The sequence below is a fragment of the Nocardia sp. NPDC020380 genome (assembly GCF_044386975.1).
Lineage (GTDB): Bacteria > Actinomycetota > Actinomycetes > Mycobacteriales > Mycobacteriaceae > Nocardia.
The window spans coordinates 259305-276686 of the sequence record NZ_JBIRVQ010000013.1; the positions used below are offsets into that span (position 1 = coordinate 259305).

Annotated in this window: 9 protein-coding genes; 4 read left to right on the top strand and 5 right to left on the bottom strand. The window is 66.9% G+C overall.

Going from position 1 to position 17382, the window contains the following annotated elements; translation table 11 throughout:
* The first annotated feature begins 86 nt into the window (after positions 1–86).
* From ACH438_RS33415 to ACH438_RS33430, 4 genes are read left to right on the top strand one after another with little or no spacing between them, the layout of a single operon-like run.
* Positions 87–2162: a lipoxygenase family protein gene (locus tag ACH438_RS33415; RefSeq protein WP_397012576.1), complete on the top strand. Its 2076-nt coding sequence runs from the start codon at positions 87–89 to the stop codon at positions 2160–2162.
* Positions 2163–2187: 25 nt separating this feature from the next.
* Positions 2188–3312 (top strand): YncE family protein, encoded by a 1125-nt coding sequence (locus ACH438_RS33420; protein ID WP_397012578.1) that lies wholly within the window; start codon positions 2188–2190, stop codon positions 3310–3312.
* Between the two features lie 33 nt (positions 3313–3345).
* Positions 3346–4122, top strand: coding sequence for an acyl-[acyl-carrier-protein] thioesterase (locus tag ACH438_RS33425; protein WP_397012580.1), 777 nt, complete (start codon positions 3346–3348; stop codon positions 4120–4122).
* Between the two features lie 7 nt (positions 4123–4129).
* On the top strand, positions 4130–5245 hold the full coding sequence (locus ACH438_RS33430) for a hypothetical protein (RefSeq protein ID WP_397012582.1): 1116 nt from the start codon (positions 4130–4132) through the stop codon (positions 5243–5245).
* Here the strand turns inward: ACH438_RS33430 and ACH438_RS33435 are convergent.
* The 5 genes from ACH438_RS33435 to ACH438_RS33455 are packed head-to-tail and all read right to left on the bottom strand — an operon-like array spanning position 5233 to position 17380.
* The gene (locus ACH438_RS33435) at positions 5233–6594 is read right to left on the bottom strand and encodes a flavin-containing monooxygenase (RefSeq protein WP_397012584.1); all 1362 of its coding nucleotides are present in this window, start codon (positions 6592–6594) and stop codon (positions 5233–5235) included. The two genes, ACH438_RS33430 and ACH438_RS33435, sit on opposite strands and share 13 nt — an antisense overlap.
* Before the next feature lie 4 nt (positions 6595–6598).
* Entirely contained in the window at positions 6599–8875 is a 2277-nt protein-coding gene (locus ACH438_RS33440) for a KR domain-containing protein (RefSeq protein ID WP_397012586.1), read from the bottom strand.
* Positions 8872–10227, bottom strand: a complete 1356-nt coding sequence (locus ACH438_RS33445; RefSeq protein ID WP_397012588.1) for a cytochrome P450 — start codon at positions 10225–10227, stop codon at positions 8872–8874. The genes ACH438_RS33440 and ACH438_RS33445 overlap by 4 nt, the downstream gene beginning before the upstream one ends.
* Position 10228: 1 nt before the next feature.
* Positions 10229–15919, bottom strand: a complete 5691-nt coding sequence (locus ACH438_RS33450; protein WP_397012590.1) for an SDR family oxidoreductase — start codon at positions 15917–15919, stop codon at positions 10229–10231.
* Positions 15920–15928: 9 nt separating this feature from the next.
* Positions 15929–17380 carry an acyltransferase domain-containing protein gene (locus tag ACH438_RS33455; protein ID WP_397012592.1) on the bottom strand — a complete coding sequence of 484 codons (1452 nt, stop codon included), beginning with the start codon at positions 17378–17380 and terminating at the stop codon, positions 15929–15931.
* Positions 17381–17382: the final 2 nt, after the last annotated feature.

Here is a 17382-nt window from a genome sequence, read left to right on the forward strand (position 1 = left end):
TTGCACATTTACTGGGAATATCACTGAGGTTTCCCTACTGTTGCGAAAAGTTTGCTCAGACCGAAGCGATATCGTCAGGACTGGTAATGGATCGTAGGAAATTCTTCAAGACATCGGCGACCGCCGTCGGGGCGTCGGTGGCGGGAACTCTCACTCTGTCCGCGGGTACTGCCGGCGCCGCGCCGCCGTTCGATCTTCCTATGCCGTTCGGTGATCCACTGGGACCCGGACCCGTGAATCCCCTGCTCCCCCAGCAGGATCCGAATCCCGCCGCACGCGTGGCCGAACTCGGCCGGCTGCAGGCGAAGTACGTGTGGTCCGAGGACTCCAACTACGTGCACGGCGTTCCCATGGCCGCCTCACTGTCCATCGAGGATCTGCCGACCCTGGAATGGTTCACCACCTCGATCGATCAGCAGTACCAGGTCATCTCCAATATCATTGTGGCGCTGAGCAGGCACTTCAACAATCTCGCCGGAGACCTGCTGCAACCGCTGGTGGACCAGCTGGGCGGGCTGAAGAACACGATCGACGGTGTCTTCAAAATCGTGGCGCCCGTGCTCGAGAGCCCGGCCGCGTATCCGCTCGATCCGGCCGCACGCTCGGCCGAGTACCTCACGGTGCAAACCGCGGAAACCGTATTGCGCACCCTCGATCAGATCCGGGACGGGCTCTTCGCGGCGCTGCGCAAGATCTTCGACAGTCCCGGGCTGGGGAACTTCGGCACGGTCGACGGCGTCCAGCGCTACGTGCAGCTGTGGGCCACCATGCCGGTGCCGGCCATCGCCGAAACCTTCCACGACGACATGGTTTTCGCGCGCATGCGGGTCGCGGGGCCGAACCCCATGGTGCTGCGGCAGGTGAACGGCGCACTGCCGCAGAACTTCCCGCTCGACGACAAGGGCTATCGGTCGGTCATGGCCGGCGACAGCCTCGGCGCGGCGATCTCGCAGGGCCGGTTGTACATGATCGACTACGCGGAACTGGGCCCCTCGGCCTCGGAATCCGCGACCTACAAGCTGCTGACCGGGCCCGGCTACAACACCGCACCGATGGCGGCGTTCGCCGTACCGGCCGGCGGCGGTGAACTGCAACCCGTGGCCATCCAATGCGGCCAGGATCCCGCCAAGCATGTCATGTTCCTGCGGCCGGGCCCCGGTGACGCCGACCGCTATTGGAGCTGGCAGATGGCCAAAACCGTGGTGCAGACCGCGGATTTCAACCATCACGAATGGTTCTCACACCTGGGCCGTACCCATCTGGTGTCGGAGGCGTTCTGTGTGGCCACCCGCCGCCACCTGGCCGCCAATCACCCCTTGTGTGTCCTGCTCACACCGCATTTCGAGGGTTCGCTGTTCATCAATCAGCTGGCCACCTATCTCATCCTCGCGCCGGAGACCACGGGTGATCTGATCCTGGCTGCCGAGCTCGGCGACCTCGTCGCCACCGCCGGTCAGGCCCGGCTGGACTGGGACTTCTACGAGAAGATGCCGACCAACGAGTTCGCCGAGCGCGGCGTCGACGGCGCGCAGCTGCGGTACCCGTATCGCGATGACGCACTGCTGATCTGGGACGCCATCCATACCTGGGCCGACGACTACGTGCGCACCTACTATCCCGCCGACAGCGATGTGCGCGAGGATTTCGAGCTCGTCGCCTGGGCCGACGAAATCGCCCAGGTCGGAAAGATCAAGGGCTTCCGGCGCATCGACAGCGTCGATCAGCTGGTCGATGTCGTGGCGATGATCATCTTCACCGCCAGCGCACAACATTCCGCCGTGAACTTCCCGCAGAAGGACCTGATGGAGTTCATGCCCTTCTACTGCGGCATGACCGCCGCGCCCGCCCCCTCTGCCACCACCGGCAACGGCGAGGCCGACTGGATCCGCATGCTGCCGTCGCTGTTGACCTCGGTCGCTCAGCTGTACGTGCTCGACACCCTCGGCAGCCTGCACTATCGCCCGCTCGGTGACTACCGCACCAATACCGTCCCGTTCCCGAATGCCATCAACGATCCCCGAATCGTCGGCCCGGGTGGACCCCTCGACAAGTTCCGGGCCACGTTACGACAGGCCGAGAACACCATCAACGATCGCAATTCCCAGCGTGAGCCCTATACCTACCTGCTGCCCAGCGGCATTCCGAACAGCACCAATGTCTAGCGTCCATCGACAGGAGCGCGTTCTCATGCGAATTCTCGGCCGCCTCGGCATGGCTTCGTTTCTGACGCTGTGTGTCACCGCCGGCACCGCCTTTGCCGCACCACCCACGGAGCTCGGCCCCGAAGGTGAGCTGTATGTGCCGGAGGTGCAGAGCAATACGGTCGCGGTGATCGATACCGCGACCGACACCGTCAAGCAGCGCATACCGACGGGACCGAACACCAAACCCGGTGTGCTGGCCGCGACCCCGGACGGCAAGAAGATCTACGTCGACAACTTCGGGTTCCAGCCGCCCAGCGTCACCATCATCGACCGGCCCGCGAACACCACCAGATCCGTTCCGGTGGAAAGCCCGCCACTGGGCATCTTCACCTCCAACGACGGCAAAGAGATCTTCATCCCCGAAGTGGGCTTCGTGATCGAGGTCCTCGACGTCGCCACCGACACCATCGTGCGACGCTTCCGGTATCCCGATCTGGCCGCCGGACGACATCCCGAGATCCCGGCCGGCGCCATCCAGGGCCCCGACGGACTGCTCTATGTCGGGTTCATGAACAGCGGCATGATCGAGGCCCTGGACCCGGTCACCGGCAATGTGGTGCGCCCGCCGCTGATCGTCGGCGGCATCGGCACCTTCTGGTACACGTTCAGCAAGGACGGCTCGAAACTGTATGCCAATTCGATCAATACGCTCAGCGTGATCGATCTGAAGAACTGGCGTGTGACCAAACTGCTGCACACCAGCGAGGACGGCAACTACCACCTGAGCAATCCCGGCGCCTTCGTCTCCACCCTCACCCCCGACGGCAAGAAGCTGTACGTCACCGTGTTCGGCGGCAAGGACGTCCTGGTCGTCGATACCGCGAAAGACGAAGTGATCGGCCGCATTCCGACGACCGGCGCCTCGACCGCGGTCATGTTCAGCGAGGACGGCACCCGCGGCTACATCACCGATATGGGTCCGTCGTCCAACGCCTACCCGGGGCCCATTCTCGACCCGGTGCTGTTCGGCAATCTGGTGACCGCGGGCATCGGCCTCACGCCGGGACAGATCGTCGTCTTCGATCCGCGCACCGATCAGGTTGTCGGCGACCCGATTCCGATGAATGTAGGCCCGGGCGTGCCCGCCTGGCTGCCCCTCATGAAGTAGCGCCACCCCGCCCGTTACGCAGAGAGAAGTCTGATGACCAGCACCATCGGCACCCTGCCCGATCCGCCGTCGCAGGACGCGGGCTACACGAACCACTGGCCGGTCCGCGCCGGCGACGTCGACCGCCACGGGCGGCTCCGGCTCGACGGCATCGCACGCTATCTGCAGGACATCGCCTGGGAAGACCTGAACACCAGCGGATTCGTCACCTCCGATCCCACCTGGATCGTGCGGCGCACCGTCATCGATGTGATCCGCCCGATCGAATGGCCCGACCGGGTCACGCTGCACCGCTGGTGCTCGGGCGTCTCGACCCGCTGGGCGAACATGCGCGTCCGGATCACCAGTGCCGCGGGCGGGCTCGTCGAGACCGAGGCGTTCTGGATCAATGTCGACGAGAAGAGCGGCACCACAGCGCGAATCAGCGACGCCGGTTTCACCCACCTCGCCGCCACCACCGCGGAGCACCGGCTGCGCTGGTCCCGCATGATCGGCGACACCCCGCCCACCGACCCCGCATACGACCTGCCGTATCCCCTCCGCGAGGTCGATATCGACCTGTTCCAGCACATGAACAATGCCGCGTACTGGCAGGCCGTCGAACAGCTGCTGCCCGGTCACACCGAACTGCTGACCGAACCGTATCGCGCGGTCATCGAATACAACTCACCCATCACCGCCGATCGGGATCTGCGCATCCGCTCCGATATCGATCCGGCCGGGCTGCTGCTGTGGTTCCTGACCGGCGAATCCATCAGCGCCGCGGTCCGAATCGGCCCGATCGACCACCCCGACACTTCGACAAGGTGATTTCGTTTTGATCCGACGCAGAACCATGCTCGCCGCCCTCTGTGCGACCGCCGCACTCGGTACCTCCGGTATCGCCCGGGCGAATCCCTCGATATCCGGGTCCTCCACCGGGTCCGGCGGACCGATCTGGATCCCGAACTACGGTGTCGGATCGGTGCTGAAACTGGATCCGGAAACGCTGACCGTGCAACAGGAAGTACGGAATGTCGGCGACCATCCCATGGTCATCAAGGCGCTGCCCGACGGCTCGCGCATGTTCGTCGGCAACTTCGGCCCGGGCAATCCCTTCACCTGGAACGTGTCGGTGATCGATATGCCGAGCGGCACTGTCGTCAAACGCATTCCGACGCTCGGTGCGCCGTACGCGACCATCATTCTCTCGCGCGACGCACGGTATCTGTTCGTGCCCACGGCGCTGTCCATGACGCAGGTGATCGACACCCGGACCCTCGAGGTCATCCGGACGATACCGATCCTGTTGCCGCCCGGGCCCGCACACATCGAGGTCTCCCCGGACGGCTCCTCGATCTATGTGATGGCCGCGGCCGGCACGCTGACGAAATACGACGCCGTCACCGGCGCGGTCCAAGCGCCGCCGATCTTCCTCAACGGGACCACGCCGGGCTGGGGTGCGCTGTCCGTGGACGGCAACACCCTCTACACGGTCAACTTCTGGGCCGGAGTCACTTTCGTCGATGTGCCGAGCTGGACGGTACGCAAGACCGTCTTCATGGATCTCTGGTCCGAACCGATCTCGGCGACCATCACCCCCGACGGTCGCCAGTTGTGGGTCTGTCTCTACAACTCCGATCAGGTGATCGTGCTCGACGCGCAGACCGGTGACGAGCTGAACCGCTTCGCCTCCGACGGTGCGGCGGTGTACGCGGGATTCTCCGGGGACGGGAAGACCGCGTACCTGTCGACGGTGTCCGATGGCGCGCCGCTGATCTACTTCAGCCCGCTGGCCGGGTGGTTCCATGCCAAGCAGCAGGCGTGGGATCCGTTCATGTGGAACCTGGCGGATCTGGACGCCTCGGTCGTCGCCTACGACACCTCGACGCTGCAACCGTTGCGGAAGTACACCACCAAGGGCGCTTTCGTCGCCGGCGTCTACCCCGGCTGAACGGCGGACGGCGGGTCCACCGCCAGCTGCGCGGCCAGCTTGCGCAGCCGCTCCCGGTAGGACACGTGCTCGACCTGCAGCCAATGTCGTTCCGAACGGTAGAAGTCGATGCCGCCGTTCAACTTCGCACCGTGGATCGGATTCGCCTTCGCCTGACGGAACCGCGCCACGCGCTGCGGGTCGATCCGGCGCAGGTACAGGTATCTGGCCATGATCTGGGACTGGTAATCCATGATCGGCCAAGTGCCGGTGGAGGTTTGGAAGTATCCGATGACGAACAGGTTGTCGTACTCGGGGTGGAAGGCATGCAGGTGCAATTCCGGGATGGGGCCGTCGGTCCAGTTCAGGTACTTGCGGTCGATGAACGGGAATTCGGCCTGCCGGTAGCCGGTGGCGTAGACGATGACATCGATCTTCTCGGTGGAGCCGTCGGCGAAACGCACACGATCACCGCATAGTCGGGTGGGCTCCGGCTTGACGCCGATCTCGCCGTGCCCGAGATGGTAGAGCAGGGTCGAGTTCATGACGAAATGCTCTTCGAGCAGCTTGTGGCGCGGCCGCGGTAGGCCGTAGCGGGCCGGATTGCCCGCACTGTTCATGCGCAGCAAGGGTTTTCCGAAGGCGCGCACCAGTGGGCGCGGCATGCGGGACTTCAGGATGAGCTCGTAGTAGGCGTCGGTGGGCAGGCCGAACATGTACTTGGGCCAGATGTAGTTGCCGCGCCGCACGCTCAGGAAGGTCTCGGCGGCGGCGGTCTGGCAGGATTCCACGGCGATATCGCAGCCCGAGGTGCCCGCGCCGATGACCAGTACCCGCTTGCCGCGCAAGGCTTCCGGGCCGCGGTATTCGGCGGAGTGCATCGACAGGCCGTCGAAGACGCCCGGCAAATGCGGCTGCCGCGGGGACCAGTTGTGGCCGTTCGCGATGACCACTCCCCCGTACCTGCGCTCGGAAACGCCTTCGGGTGTGAGGATCCGGACGATCCATTCCGGGCCGCCGTCGACCCGATGCACCGATTCGACCGAGCTGTCGAACTCGATATGCGCGCGCACGCCGAAATGGTCGGCGTAGGCGCGCAGGTAGGACATGATGTGGCGCTGGCCGAGGTAGGTCGGGTACTCGTCCGGGATCGGGAAATCCGTGTAGCGGATGAACGGTTTCGAGGTGATCAGGTGGATGGACGGGTAGGCCGCGCTGGTCGGGCAGTCCAGATTCCAGGTGCCGCCGACATCGGAGGCGCGTTCGATCACGTCGACCGGGATGCCGTATTCCAGGAGGTTCTTGGCCGCGGTCAGGCCCGCTGCGCCCGCGCCGATCACGCAGTAGCGATCGATGTGCGTGGCACTCATCGAATCATCCTTTCCCATAGCGGATTTCATGGACTTCCGGCTCTGTATCGCTGTCCCGGGCGTATTCGATCGAGTCGATGGTCAGGTAGCGCACCGAGTCGAGCGCTTGCCGCACGTAGGCGTCCCGAAGCCGCGTCTCCAGCTCGTCGAGCGGCAGGTCCGGCCGGGGCGCCGGCGCGTCCAGCACCAGATCGCGCATGCGGTGACCGCTCCACTGCAATCGCCGCACCGGGCGCGCCGGCTTGCTCTCGGCCTCGATGGCGAGATCGGCTGATGTGGTGCGTGTTTCGATTCCGTTGCCGTAGCGGAGGGTCGTCCTCGCGACCGGGACGCCGCCACGCCGGACGCGCACGACGACCTCCCAGGCCCCGTCCGCGCCCCATCGGCCTTCAGCGGTGGCCCGGAGCCGCGCGCCCGGATCGTCGACACCGATGGCAGTCAGGTCGATCCGGATGTCGTGCATGCCGGACAGCCGTTGCTCGACGCCGTCGGGCTGGACCCAATCGCCCAGGGAGCGCATGAATTCGAGCAGCACGCTGAGCGGGACGGCCGGGCTGCCGTCCACCCGGAAATCGAGACAGGCGGGGAACGTATCCGGGCTGATATCCAGGTCGATCTCCAGCATCGCACCGGCGGCGAATCGGATCGGCGTGCCCAGGAACAACAGCCGAGCCGCGAGCCGGTCGAGCCCGGCGAGGTCCGCGGCCGGGTGGTATCCGCGCAAGAGCGACGGCAGCCAGGCCCGGCCGAATTCCCCGACGAAGGTGAATTCGCCGGCGGTACCCGCCAGGATCTCGTCCTCCCAGTGGTGCAGGCCCTCTTCGACCCGCATGGCCGACATATAGGCCAGGGTCGCTTCGTAATTGGTGATGATGCCCAGCCGCTCCCAGGTCGGCCAGCACATGGTGGCGACCGGAATACGATCGGATCCTTCCGCGGCGGCCCACAGGCCGATCCGGCTCAGGGCGTCATTGGCGGCGCCGTACTCGAGCTGTCCCACCATCCCGCCCCAACGGCCGGCGAGTGAGCCCGCGGTGCTGAAGAAGCGAATCGGCGGGTGATCGGCCAGTGCGGCAAGGAGATTCAGGAGGCCGGTCACCTTGACCCCGACGGTGTGGCGGATGGCCTGCGGTGACTTGGCGGGCAGCCGGACCGGGGTATCGACGCCCGCATTGTGGATCACACCGGCCAGCTTCGGCCCGGCGGCGGCCAGCAGTGCGCGCACCTGGGCCGGATCGGTGACATCGCAGTGGTGGTAGACGAGGTCGAGTCCGTCGGCTCGCGCGGCATCCAGTCGTGCGACGAGCCGGCGACTTCGCTCCAGACGAGACAGCTCCGCGCGGGTCTGCCGGAGCGTGTGCTGGCGGGCGGCCTCGATCAGCCTGCGGTCGCGATACTCCCGGAAGTCCCGGTCCGGCAGCTGGGCGATCGGATCGGCGGGATCCGGCAGTGGGCTGGTGCCGGAGATGATCACGCGGCAGCCGTGCCGCTGACAAAGGCGGCGGGCCAACTCGAAGCCGATCCCGCGGCCGCCGCCGGACATCACGACCACATCGCCGGGCCCGAGGTCCACGGACGGTGGTGGCACGTCCGCGCGATCGGCCACCAGGGTGTAGCGGCGGCCCGCGTCATGGCCTATCTCGAAGTAGCCCCATCGATACAGCTCACGGCAGATCACATCGGCCATCTCGTCGTCGAGGGGCTCGATCGCTAGGCGGTGCGCGGGAAAGTCCAGTACCCGGATGTTCACGGTGTCGAACTCGCGTGGCAGGCCCTTGGCCAGGCCGGCCCACAGCCCGCCCAGTGGCTGGGCGATGCGGCCACCGGCGTATCCGTGCCGGCCGTCGAGGCGGGTCACCGCGAGGTAGAACAGGCGCTCGCTGCCGGTTTCGGCCCGCCAGTCGGGATAGCACTGCTGCAGCAGCTCGATCGTCTGGAGTAGTTGCGCCTCCCAGTCGCCGGACTCGGAAAGGCTCAGGGGGCGTTCGTGATTCAGATCGATGATGCCGTCGATGGGGCAGACGGCTCGATAGAAGTCCGCAGCATCGCCGCCGGTCTGCGGTGGGGCCAGTCGCAAGGGTGCCGCGCCGCCCGCGCGCAGGGCCACCATCACCCGATCCACCGACGCCTCGCTCCCGCCCAGTACCGCGATCCGGCGGCCGAGCAACTGAGGGCTCGGCTCGGCGGGCAGTGGCTCGAGTTCCATGGGCCGCCAGACGAATCGCTGCACCGGCAGCACGGAACGGTCGGCCCGAATGTCGGGGCCGGACGTCAGTGTCATGGGTTCCTCGGCGTGAGGCGCAGCGTGATGCCGCCGACCGGGCGCAGCGACACCGCCGTCGACAGGGTGACGTCGGTGGCGGGCACGGGGCGGATCGTGAAGCGGGACAACAGCATTGCCAGTGTGAGGTACATCTGGGTCGTAGCCATCGACTCGCCTACGCATTTACGCTGACCTCCGCCGAAGGGAAAGAAGGCGTACTTCGGGTGATTCCGTACGGCGCTCGCGGTGAAGCGGCCGGGATCGAAACGCGTGGGCTCGACCCACAGGTCCGGATGTCGTTGTGTCACGAATGGACTCAGGAAGACGCATTCACCGGCCGGCACGTGCCAGCCCGCGATCTCGTCGTCGGACACTGCGGCGCGTGGATAGATCCAGATCGGCGGGTGCAGGCGCAACGCCTCGTCGACCACCTGCTTGGTGTAGGTGAGCTCGGCCAGATCCGCGGTGACCGGGTTGCGGCCGCCGAACACGCGGCGGGCTTCCTCGCGCAGTTGTTGTTGTGCGTCAGGGGAATTCGCCAGTTCGTACAGTGCCCAGGCCAGGCCGGTTCCGGTGGTTTCGTGGCCGGCCATGAAGATTGTCATCAGTTCGTCGCGTACCTCCTCGTCGGTCGAGGACGCCAGCAGGAGGTTGACGAGATCCGGGCGGTCGGCGTGCGCGCCGGTGCGGTGTGCGTCGATGATCCGGCCGACCACCTCGTACAGGGTGTCGCGGGCGCGGTCGGTGCGCCGGTTGGACGGGAACGGTAGCCACGGGGGCAGTAGTTCCGGCACGGTGCCGCGGAAGACCATGGCCTCGATGGCGGTGTCCATGGCCGTGCCGACGCGATGGCGGTCGCGGTCCAGGTCCGTGTCGAACATGATGCGGCCCAAGGCGCCCAGGGTGATTCGCATCATCTGCGGGATCACATCGGCGGTGTATCCGCGGGGTCCGCGGCGCTCCCAGTCGTCGAGCACCTCGGCGGTCACCGAGACCATCGTGTCGACCATGGCGTCTATGGCCGTGCGGTGGAACAGCGGATTCACCGTTCGCCGTCGCTCGCGCCAGGCCTCGCCGTCGGTGGTCAGCAGGCCGTTGCCCATGAAGATCTTGAAGCGTTCGTAGCCCTTGCCGCGGATGTAGTTGGCGTTGTTGTCCTGCAGCACATGCTTGATGCCGTCCGGATGGAAGACGAGGGTGGCCGTCAGCAGGCCCAGCGGCAGGCGGACGGTGTCGCCGTAGGTACGGCGCAGGGCTTCGAACAAGCCGGGGCCATTGGTGCGCAGTGCCTTGACGTGCTCCGGAATCCGGTGCGCGCCGCGCGGTCCCGGCGGCATGCGGTGCGGGGCGCCGATATCGATGGTGGCCATTTCACTCGGCCCCTTTCCCTGTGCCCGGTGCGGCGAATTCGCCGGTGGCGGGGTGCAGGTAGCCGGTGGTGGTCCAGTCGAGGCCGCGCAGCGACAGGATGGTTCGCCCATCCGGGCGGGCGGCCACGAACAAGTTGTCCGAACCGGCGACCATGGCGTACAGGTCGACCGGGCCGGAGGCCGCGACGAGCGCGTCATTGGTGTGCTCGTACAGATCCAGCCGCGCGATCCGCAAAGGCGCCGCGATCGGCACGAAACCCGCGGCGTCACCGGCGGACAGCACACCGGTCCGCAACAGACCATCGAGCAGGATGACCGGAATGCGGAAGCGGGAGAACACCGGATCGCCGGGGGCCAGCCGCAGACTGTAGGTCGAACGCTTCCCCAGCGGGTGCAGGCGGGTGCCGGAAGTCGATTCGAAGACGCCGGTCAGCGGCACCGGTGAGCCGTCCCGATGGTAGGGATCCACGACGGGCTGTTCCGCCGCCGGATACCAGGGCTGCCACCGGGGAGCCGCGGGCAGTACGGGCGCCATCAGGACGACGGCGCTGAAATGCACCCGATCCCGCACCAGTACGGTGCCATTCGGCGCGATCACATCACCGGTCACCTCGACAGCCACTCGCACCTCGCCGAGGTCGGTGTCGTCCTCCAGCACCTCGGCGCTAATCCGTTTGTGTACGGGGCGATCCGATGAGTGCAGCTTGAGGAAGTGGTGGAAGGCCAAGTCCTCCAGGGCATATGCCCGCCGTACCGGGACCAGCGCCGAGGCCGCTTCCAATGCCATTTCCGCGACGAACGAGCCGGGCAAGGTCGGCACGCCGCCGACGCGGTGATCGGCCAGGTAGCCGTCGCGGTGCAGGTCGAACGATCGCTCGAAGACGGCCCATGAACGACCTTCCGTGACACCGGAATCCACCCGGCGATCCAGATAGAACGGACGCGGGGTCGGCCCGAGGAAACCGGGGAGCAAGGCGTCCACCGCGCCGTATTCCGCGATCCCGAGGTGTGCGACGTATGGGCTGCGGCGGATCGCCTGCAATTGCTGGATGAAATGGTGCACGCCCTCGTCGGTGGGCATGTTCGAGTACTGGCCGGACTGATCGAAGTAGGACTTGGTCAGTTCGTTCGCGCCGAGACCGACTTCACCCCACAGCGTCCAGCCGATGGTGAACTCGTCGCGGCCAACGGCCGCCAGCGCCGCGGTGCCCAGGAAGTCATTGGCCGCGGCATAGTCCACCTCACCGACCTGGCCGGTGACGCCGAGCAGTGAACCGAAGTTGCACCAGCGGCGCGGCGGGCGATCGGCCAGTGCCGCAGCCAGATTGGTGTAGCCCAGCAGCTTGATATCGCGAATACGACGGAATTCGGCGAAATCCTTCGCCGCGATCCGCGCCGACCGATTCAGGCCCGCCGCGTTGATCAACAGGTCGATCCGGCCCGCCGCGGCGTGGACGATGTCCATCGCCCGCCGCACCGCCGCGGCGTCGCCGATATCGCAGGCGAGGTACTCGACGGTGGCGCCGGCCTCCCGCATGCGGCGCAGGTTCCGGATCGTCGTGCGCGCGTGGCCGATTCGCTCGAACTCGGCGTTCAGCTCCCGCGGTTTCGCCGTGGGATCCTCGGTCAGCCGTTGCCGGATGTATTCCCTTTTCGCCGTGGCGAATTCGGTATCGCCGAGTCCGAGGTAGCGCGGCGGCACCGCACCGAGTTCGCTGCTGCCGAGGATGTAGAACCGGCCCCCGAATCGGCGGGCAACGGCCACCAGCAGCTCGGCGGTGATGCCGCGGCCGCCGCCGGCCGCGACGACGACCGAATTACGGTCCAGGCGTGCGGTTTCGTCCGGTTCCTGGTCCAGTACGGTCAGCGCGCTGCGGTAGCGGATGCCGTCCGAGTAGTAGGCGATCGGCAGGGGACGGGCCAGCATCGACTCGTCCGCCGCGGCCGCGCTGCCCGCCGCGAGATCGCCATCGGTGATGAGGGCGAAGGTGGTGCTGTGCGGCCATTCGAGCGCGGCGACCTTGATCGCCCCGGTGAACAGGCCCACGTACGGGCGGGGCGTGGTGCCGTCGAGCCCGCGGAGCAGCAGGGCCACCGTGGACGCATCGGGCTCGGCCAGTGCGTTCGAACGCTGTTGGGACACCAGGAACCACAGATCGTGCAAGGCGCGCAGCGCGTCGGTGCGTTCGGCGCAAACGTCAGCGGATACATCGGCGATCAGGCGCACATGGCGGATCTCGGACCGGCCGTCGCACTGTTCGAGTATCTGGGCAATCGCCTCCGCGGTCACCTCGGGCACGTGGAACGCGCCCGTGCCGGGATGCAGCGAGAGCACAGTGGTCCGGTCGGGCAGCGCAATACCGTGCAACAGTGCGGGATCCTCGACCAGCAGCAGGGTCGGCGCATCGGGGAGAAAGCCGATCGGCGGGCGAACCGCCACACCCGGTTCCGGCTCCAGCCCCCATGCATGACTGTCGACGCGAGTGGCCACGGTGGAGGGCAACTCGACGGGCATGTCCGGCCCGGTAATACGAATCGCGGCATCCGGTGCGCCGTCCTCACCATGGCACCGCACCACTGTGGACCTGCCGACGGCGACCGATCGCAGCGCCGACAGAATGCCGAATGCGCCCTCGCCGCCCAGAAAGTTCGCACGCCCGGTGGCATTGCGGGCACCACATTCGACTTCACCCTCGATGTCCGCGGCGACGGGATCCAGGAAGCCGAGAACTTGTAGTCCCGCCTGTGCCGCCGTGTCTTCGGTGGTCAAGGCCAGCAGGAACGCGCCCTCCGCGATCGCCGCTTCAGGAGGCAGCAGCTCGCCGAGCAGCGCCCGGTGCTCGGCGGTGGTGTTGCCGTTTATCCCGCCCACCAATGCCATTCGCAGCTCACCGGTGCGGAGGTAGCGCGCGGCCACGTCGATCGCGGTGAGCGCGGAGGTGAAGCCGGTGTCCACGGTCATGTTCAGACCATTGAGGCCGAAGTAGTTCGCGACTCGGGCGGGAATGACGTTCGGCATGAGGCCCGGGAAGGTGTTCTCTGTGGCGGGCGGGACGAGTTCACGAATGTCGGCCGCGATATCGGCCAGCATCTGCTCCAGCCACGGTCCGTCGGCCAGGTGCGGATCGGCTCGCAGGGTGGTGGCGACATCGTCGAGATAGCAGCGCGCCGCGTACAGGGTGGCATTGCGGGTCTCACCGAAATGCCCGACTATGACGCCGGTTTCGGCTTGGTTCGCGGTCCAGAAGTCGCCGAGCCGACTGTGCAGGGAACGGGCGCAGGCGAGGATCATCAGCTGGCAGCGGTCGATCGATCGCATCAGGCCGGGCGGCAGTTTGACCTCGTCGATGGTCGGCAGCGGGTACCGGTCACCGAAGGTGGTCGCGGGATCCGTTGCGGCAAGCCATTCTTCCGGATCGCCTGCACCGGGTAGACGAGTGGCGACCGCCACCACGGCCAGCCGTCCGGCGTCGGTCGGCTTCGCGCCGGTTGACTGCGTGGCGACTCGCTGACCGGCCGCCGGTGGTTCCTCGACCACCAGATGGGCGTTGGTGCCGCCGAAGCCGAAGCCGGACACCGCCGCAATGCGCGGCTTGCGCCGATCCACGGGCCAGCGCACCGCGGTCTTGGGGATTTCTACATTGCTGGCATCGATCATGAATTCCGGTGGGGCCTGGTCGAATCGGTGCTGTGCGGGAATCAGTTCACGGTCGAACCCGAGCAGCACCTGGATCAGCGACGCGGTCCCGGCCGCCCAGCCCGTATGGCCGATGACCGACTTGTTCGATGTCACCCGCACCGGTTCGGTGCCCGCCATGGTGGTCCGCAAGGTCGTGAACTCGGCGGTATCCCCCGCCGGAGTGCCCGTCGCATGCGCCACCACCCAGTCCGGGATCACCCCCGCCATCTGCGGCTGCGCCTGCACGCGCCGGATGGCCAGTTGCTGACCGGCGGCATTGGGCGCGTAGATGGCCTTGCCCTTGCCGTCGGAGGACGCGCCGAAGCCCTTGACGACACCGAGGATTCGATCGCCGTCGGCCCGCGCGCGGCGCACCGTCTTCAGCACGACCGTGGCCGCGCCGTCGGAGAACAGCACGCCATCGCTGGTCTTGTCGAAACTGCGCACTTCGCCGCGTTGCGACAGGCCGTTCAGCTTCGCGAAGAGCACCGAGCCGCGTGGGCCCACCGCGAAAGCGCCGCCGCAGACCGCGATATCGTGGCGGCCTTCGAGCAGGCCCTTGATCCCGAGGTCCACGGCGTACAACGAGGATGAGCAGGCGGTGTCGACCATCATCATCTCGGTGTCGGCGGGGAGTACACCGGCCATCGCGCCCGCGCCCACCTGATGCGGGAACACGCGATCCGGGTCGATGGCGCTGCGTGGGTACCGTGCGCGGAGCCGGGCTTCGATCGCCGCCAGCTTGGCTTCGGGATCGTCGATCCCGCGCTCCAGCAATGCCTTTCGCGCGCGCTGCACGATGCCCGCGACAACCGTGGCCTCCTCGGCGTGCTGATTGCCGTCGGCTGTGTAACCGACCAGGAAGCCGAACCTGTCCGAAGGGCGCCGGGCCACCGAATCCATGGCCTGCCACAGCGAATTGCGCAGCCACAGGGTGGTGGACTCGACCTCGGCCGGTGTCTTCCCGGCGGCGGCGAGTTCCGCGGCCAAGGCCGGATGCGGGACGAATTCGGTGATGAAGGCCGAATGCTCGGAGTAGGACTTGTCTTCGGCCTCGCGGTCCGGCGAATGGAAGCTGCTGTTGTCCCAGCGCTCCGGCGGTACATGCAGGAAGCGATCATCACCGTTGATGAGCTCGGCCCAGAATTCGTCCGGGTCATTGGCTCCCGACACCGTGATCCCCATGCCGACAATGGCGATGGCGTCTTCGGCATCCTCGACGACTGTTTCGAGCGGCGGTGACAGCAGTGCGGCGCCGGTGGACAGGCCGCCGTCGGCGAGCAGGAGTTGGCCGGTCACCCAGCTCGCATCCGGTGAGGCCAGGAAGGCGATGATCGCGGCGAACTCCTCGGGCGTGCCGAGCCGATGCATGGGCGTCGCGGCGATCGTGGCGTGCTGTCTGGCCTCGGCCTGCGGAAATTGATCCGCCACCGGGCTTTCCAGCATGCCGGCGGCCGCGGTGTTCACCCGGATGCCGAATTCGGCGAACTCCACGGCCAGATAACGGGTCATGGCCTCGACCGCGGCCTTGGCCGGGCCACAGGCCAGATAGTCGGCCATCACGAATTGTCCGCCCCCGAGTGTGGACACGTTCACGATGCTCGCGCCTGGTCGATGCTTCATCAGCGGCAGCGCGAGGCGCGCACAGGCCAGTCCGCCTTTGAGATTCGTCTCGATCGCCCGGTCGATCATCGCCTCCTCGACCTCCGCATTGGCGGCGAGGCGGCCGTCGGCGGCATTGTTCACCAGAATGTCCAGGGCGCCGAACTCGCGGGCGATCTCCTCGAACATCCGGTTCCGCTGCGCCGCGTCCGCCACCGAGGCGCGGATGATGTGCGCCCGGCCGCCCGCGGCCTCGATCTCGGCCTTGGTCGCGCGTGCCGCGGCCGGCGAGCGGAAGTGGTTGATGATCACCAGTGCGCCGTCGGCCGCCAGGCGCAGCGCGATGGCGCGGCCCACGTTCCGCGCGCCACCGGTGACCAGCGCGATCCTGCCCTCGAATCTTGCTGTCATCGCTGTCGCCTAGGCCGCGGTGATCATGTCTGCGATGCGGCCGAGGGTGTTGTGCTCCCCGATCTTGAAGTCGGTCGGCAGCGGTCCGAGCCGATAGGTCTCCCCGATCCGGCGCAGCAGTTCGGTCTGTTTCACCGAGTCCACGCCCAGTTCCGCTTCGAGGTCGGTGTCCTCGTCGAAGACTTCCGGCGGGTACTCGAGGGCGTCGGCGTAGATGAACACCAGCTCTTGAAAGAGCTGGTCGCGCTGCGGAACTCCGGCGAGCACCGGCGTTTCGACGGGCACGGCGGGCAGCGCGGGTTCCGGGACCGGGGCGGGCAGCGTCTCGATGCGGACCGGTGGCGCCTCGTCCACCGGGGGCGCGGCCGGGGCGAACTCGCTCATGGTGAATTGCACGATGTGCTCGACGCAGGTCTTCCACAGTCGCTCGAACTCGCCCGCGGACAGCCTGGGAGCCAGCGCCGATCGCAGCGCATCGCGCGGGCGCACGACTGCGGCACCCGCATTTCCCTGTGTGGCAAGGGCTTCCGGCAAGGTCGAGCCGGGCAGCAAGAGCGGGATGATTTCCGGCCCGTCGCCGAGGACGTGGCGGGCGATCTTGGACAAGGTATCGAGGGAACCGCATTCGACGAAGGTATTCGCGCCGCCGCGCTGCAGCGCCCGCAGCGCGGAGGCGAAGCTCACCCGCCGCGTCAAATGCCCCGCCAGCACCGCCGTCAGCTTGTCGGTGTCGCGATACGCACGGCCCAGGATCGGCGAGTAGACCTCGACCTCGATCCGGCGCTGCGGAATGTGCCGGGTCCGGGCGGCGAAATCGAACGCCGCATCACGCAGTAGCGGGCTGTGGAACGGGTACGGCGCTTTCAACGACACCGCACCGATTCCGAGCGCACTCGCCACCGCGCCCGCGGTATCGATCGAGGCGCGCGGACCCGCGAGCACCGTCTGCCCCTCGTGATTCTCCACGGCGACAACGGCTTCCGGATCGCCCACCAGCCGCAGGATCTGTTCGGATCTGCCGACATCGGTGCTCACCGCGAGCAGATAGCCGTCCAGCTCACCGGCCGCGCGCAGGGCGGCACTGCGATGCCAGACGATCTCCGCGCCGGTGCCCACGGAGAACGCGCCCGCGCAGACCAGTGCGGCGATCTCACCGAAACTGTGGCCCGCCAGCACATCCGGATGCAGTCCGCGCGACAGCAGTACGCGATGGGCGACCACCGACGTGCTGTAGATGGCCAGCTGCAGCAGGTCCGGATTCGATTCCAGGAGTTCGTCGATGGCCGGGGCGTCCGCGGAGAACAACAGTTCCGAGACCGTCTCGCCCGCCAGCCGCTGTGCCACTTCGTCGATCTCGCGCAGAATATCCTGGATTTCCGGATAGTCCTGCACGGCAACCAGAGCGCCCGCGAAATACGCGCCTTGCCCGGGGAAAAGCGCGACGCTCTTTCGTACAGTCATGA

What these genes read in the sequence shown, in the direction of transcription:
- ACH438_RS33425 (WP_397012580.1), top strand. Translation starts at nt 3,346, where the DNA reads ATGACCAGCACCATCGGCACCCTGCCCGATCCGCCGTCGCAGGACGCG.
- ACH438_RS33415 (WP_397012576.1), top strand. Translation starts at nt 87, where the DNA reads ATGGATCGTAGGAAATTCTTCAAGACATCGGCGACCGCCGTCGGGGCG.
- ACH438_RS33440 (WP_397012586.1), bottom strand. Translation starts at nt 8,875, where the DNA reads ATGACACTGACGTCCGGCCCCGACATTCGGGCCGACCGTTCCGTGCTG.
- ACH438_RS33450 (WP_397012590.1), bottom strand. Translation starts at nt 15,919, where the DNA reads ATGACAGCAAGATTCGAGGGCAGGATCGCGCTGGTCACCGGTGGCGCG.
- ACH438_RS33445 (WP_397012588.1), bottom strand. Translation starts at nt 10,227, where the DNA reads ATGGCCACCATCGATATCGGCGCCCCGCACCGCATGCCGCCGGGACCG.
- ACH438_RS33455 (WP_397012592.1), bottom strand. Translation starts at nt 17,380, where the DNA reads ATGACTGTACGAAAGAGCGTCGCGCTTTTCCCCGGGCAAGGCGCGTAT.
- ACH438_RS33435 (WP_397012584.1), bottom strand. Translation starts at nt 6,594, where the DNA reads ATGAGTGCCACGCACATCGATCGCTACTGCGTGATCGGCGCGGGCGCA.
- ACH438_RS33420 (WP_397012578.1), top strand. Translation starts at nt 2,188, where the DNA reads ATGCGAATTCTCGGCCGCCTCGGCATGGCTTCGTTTCTGACGCTGTGT.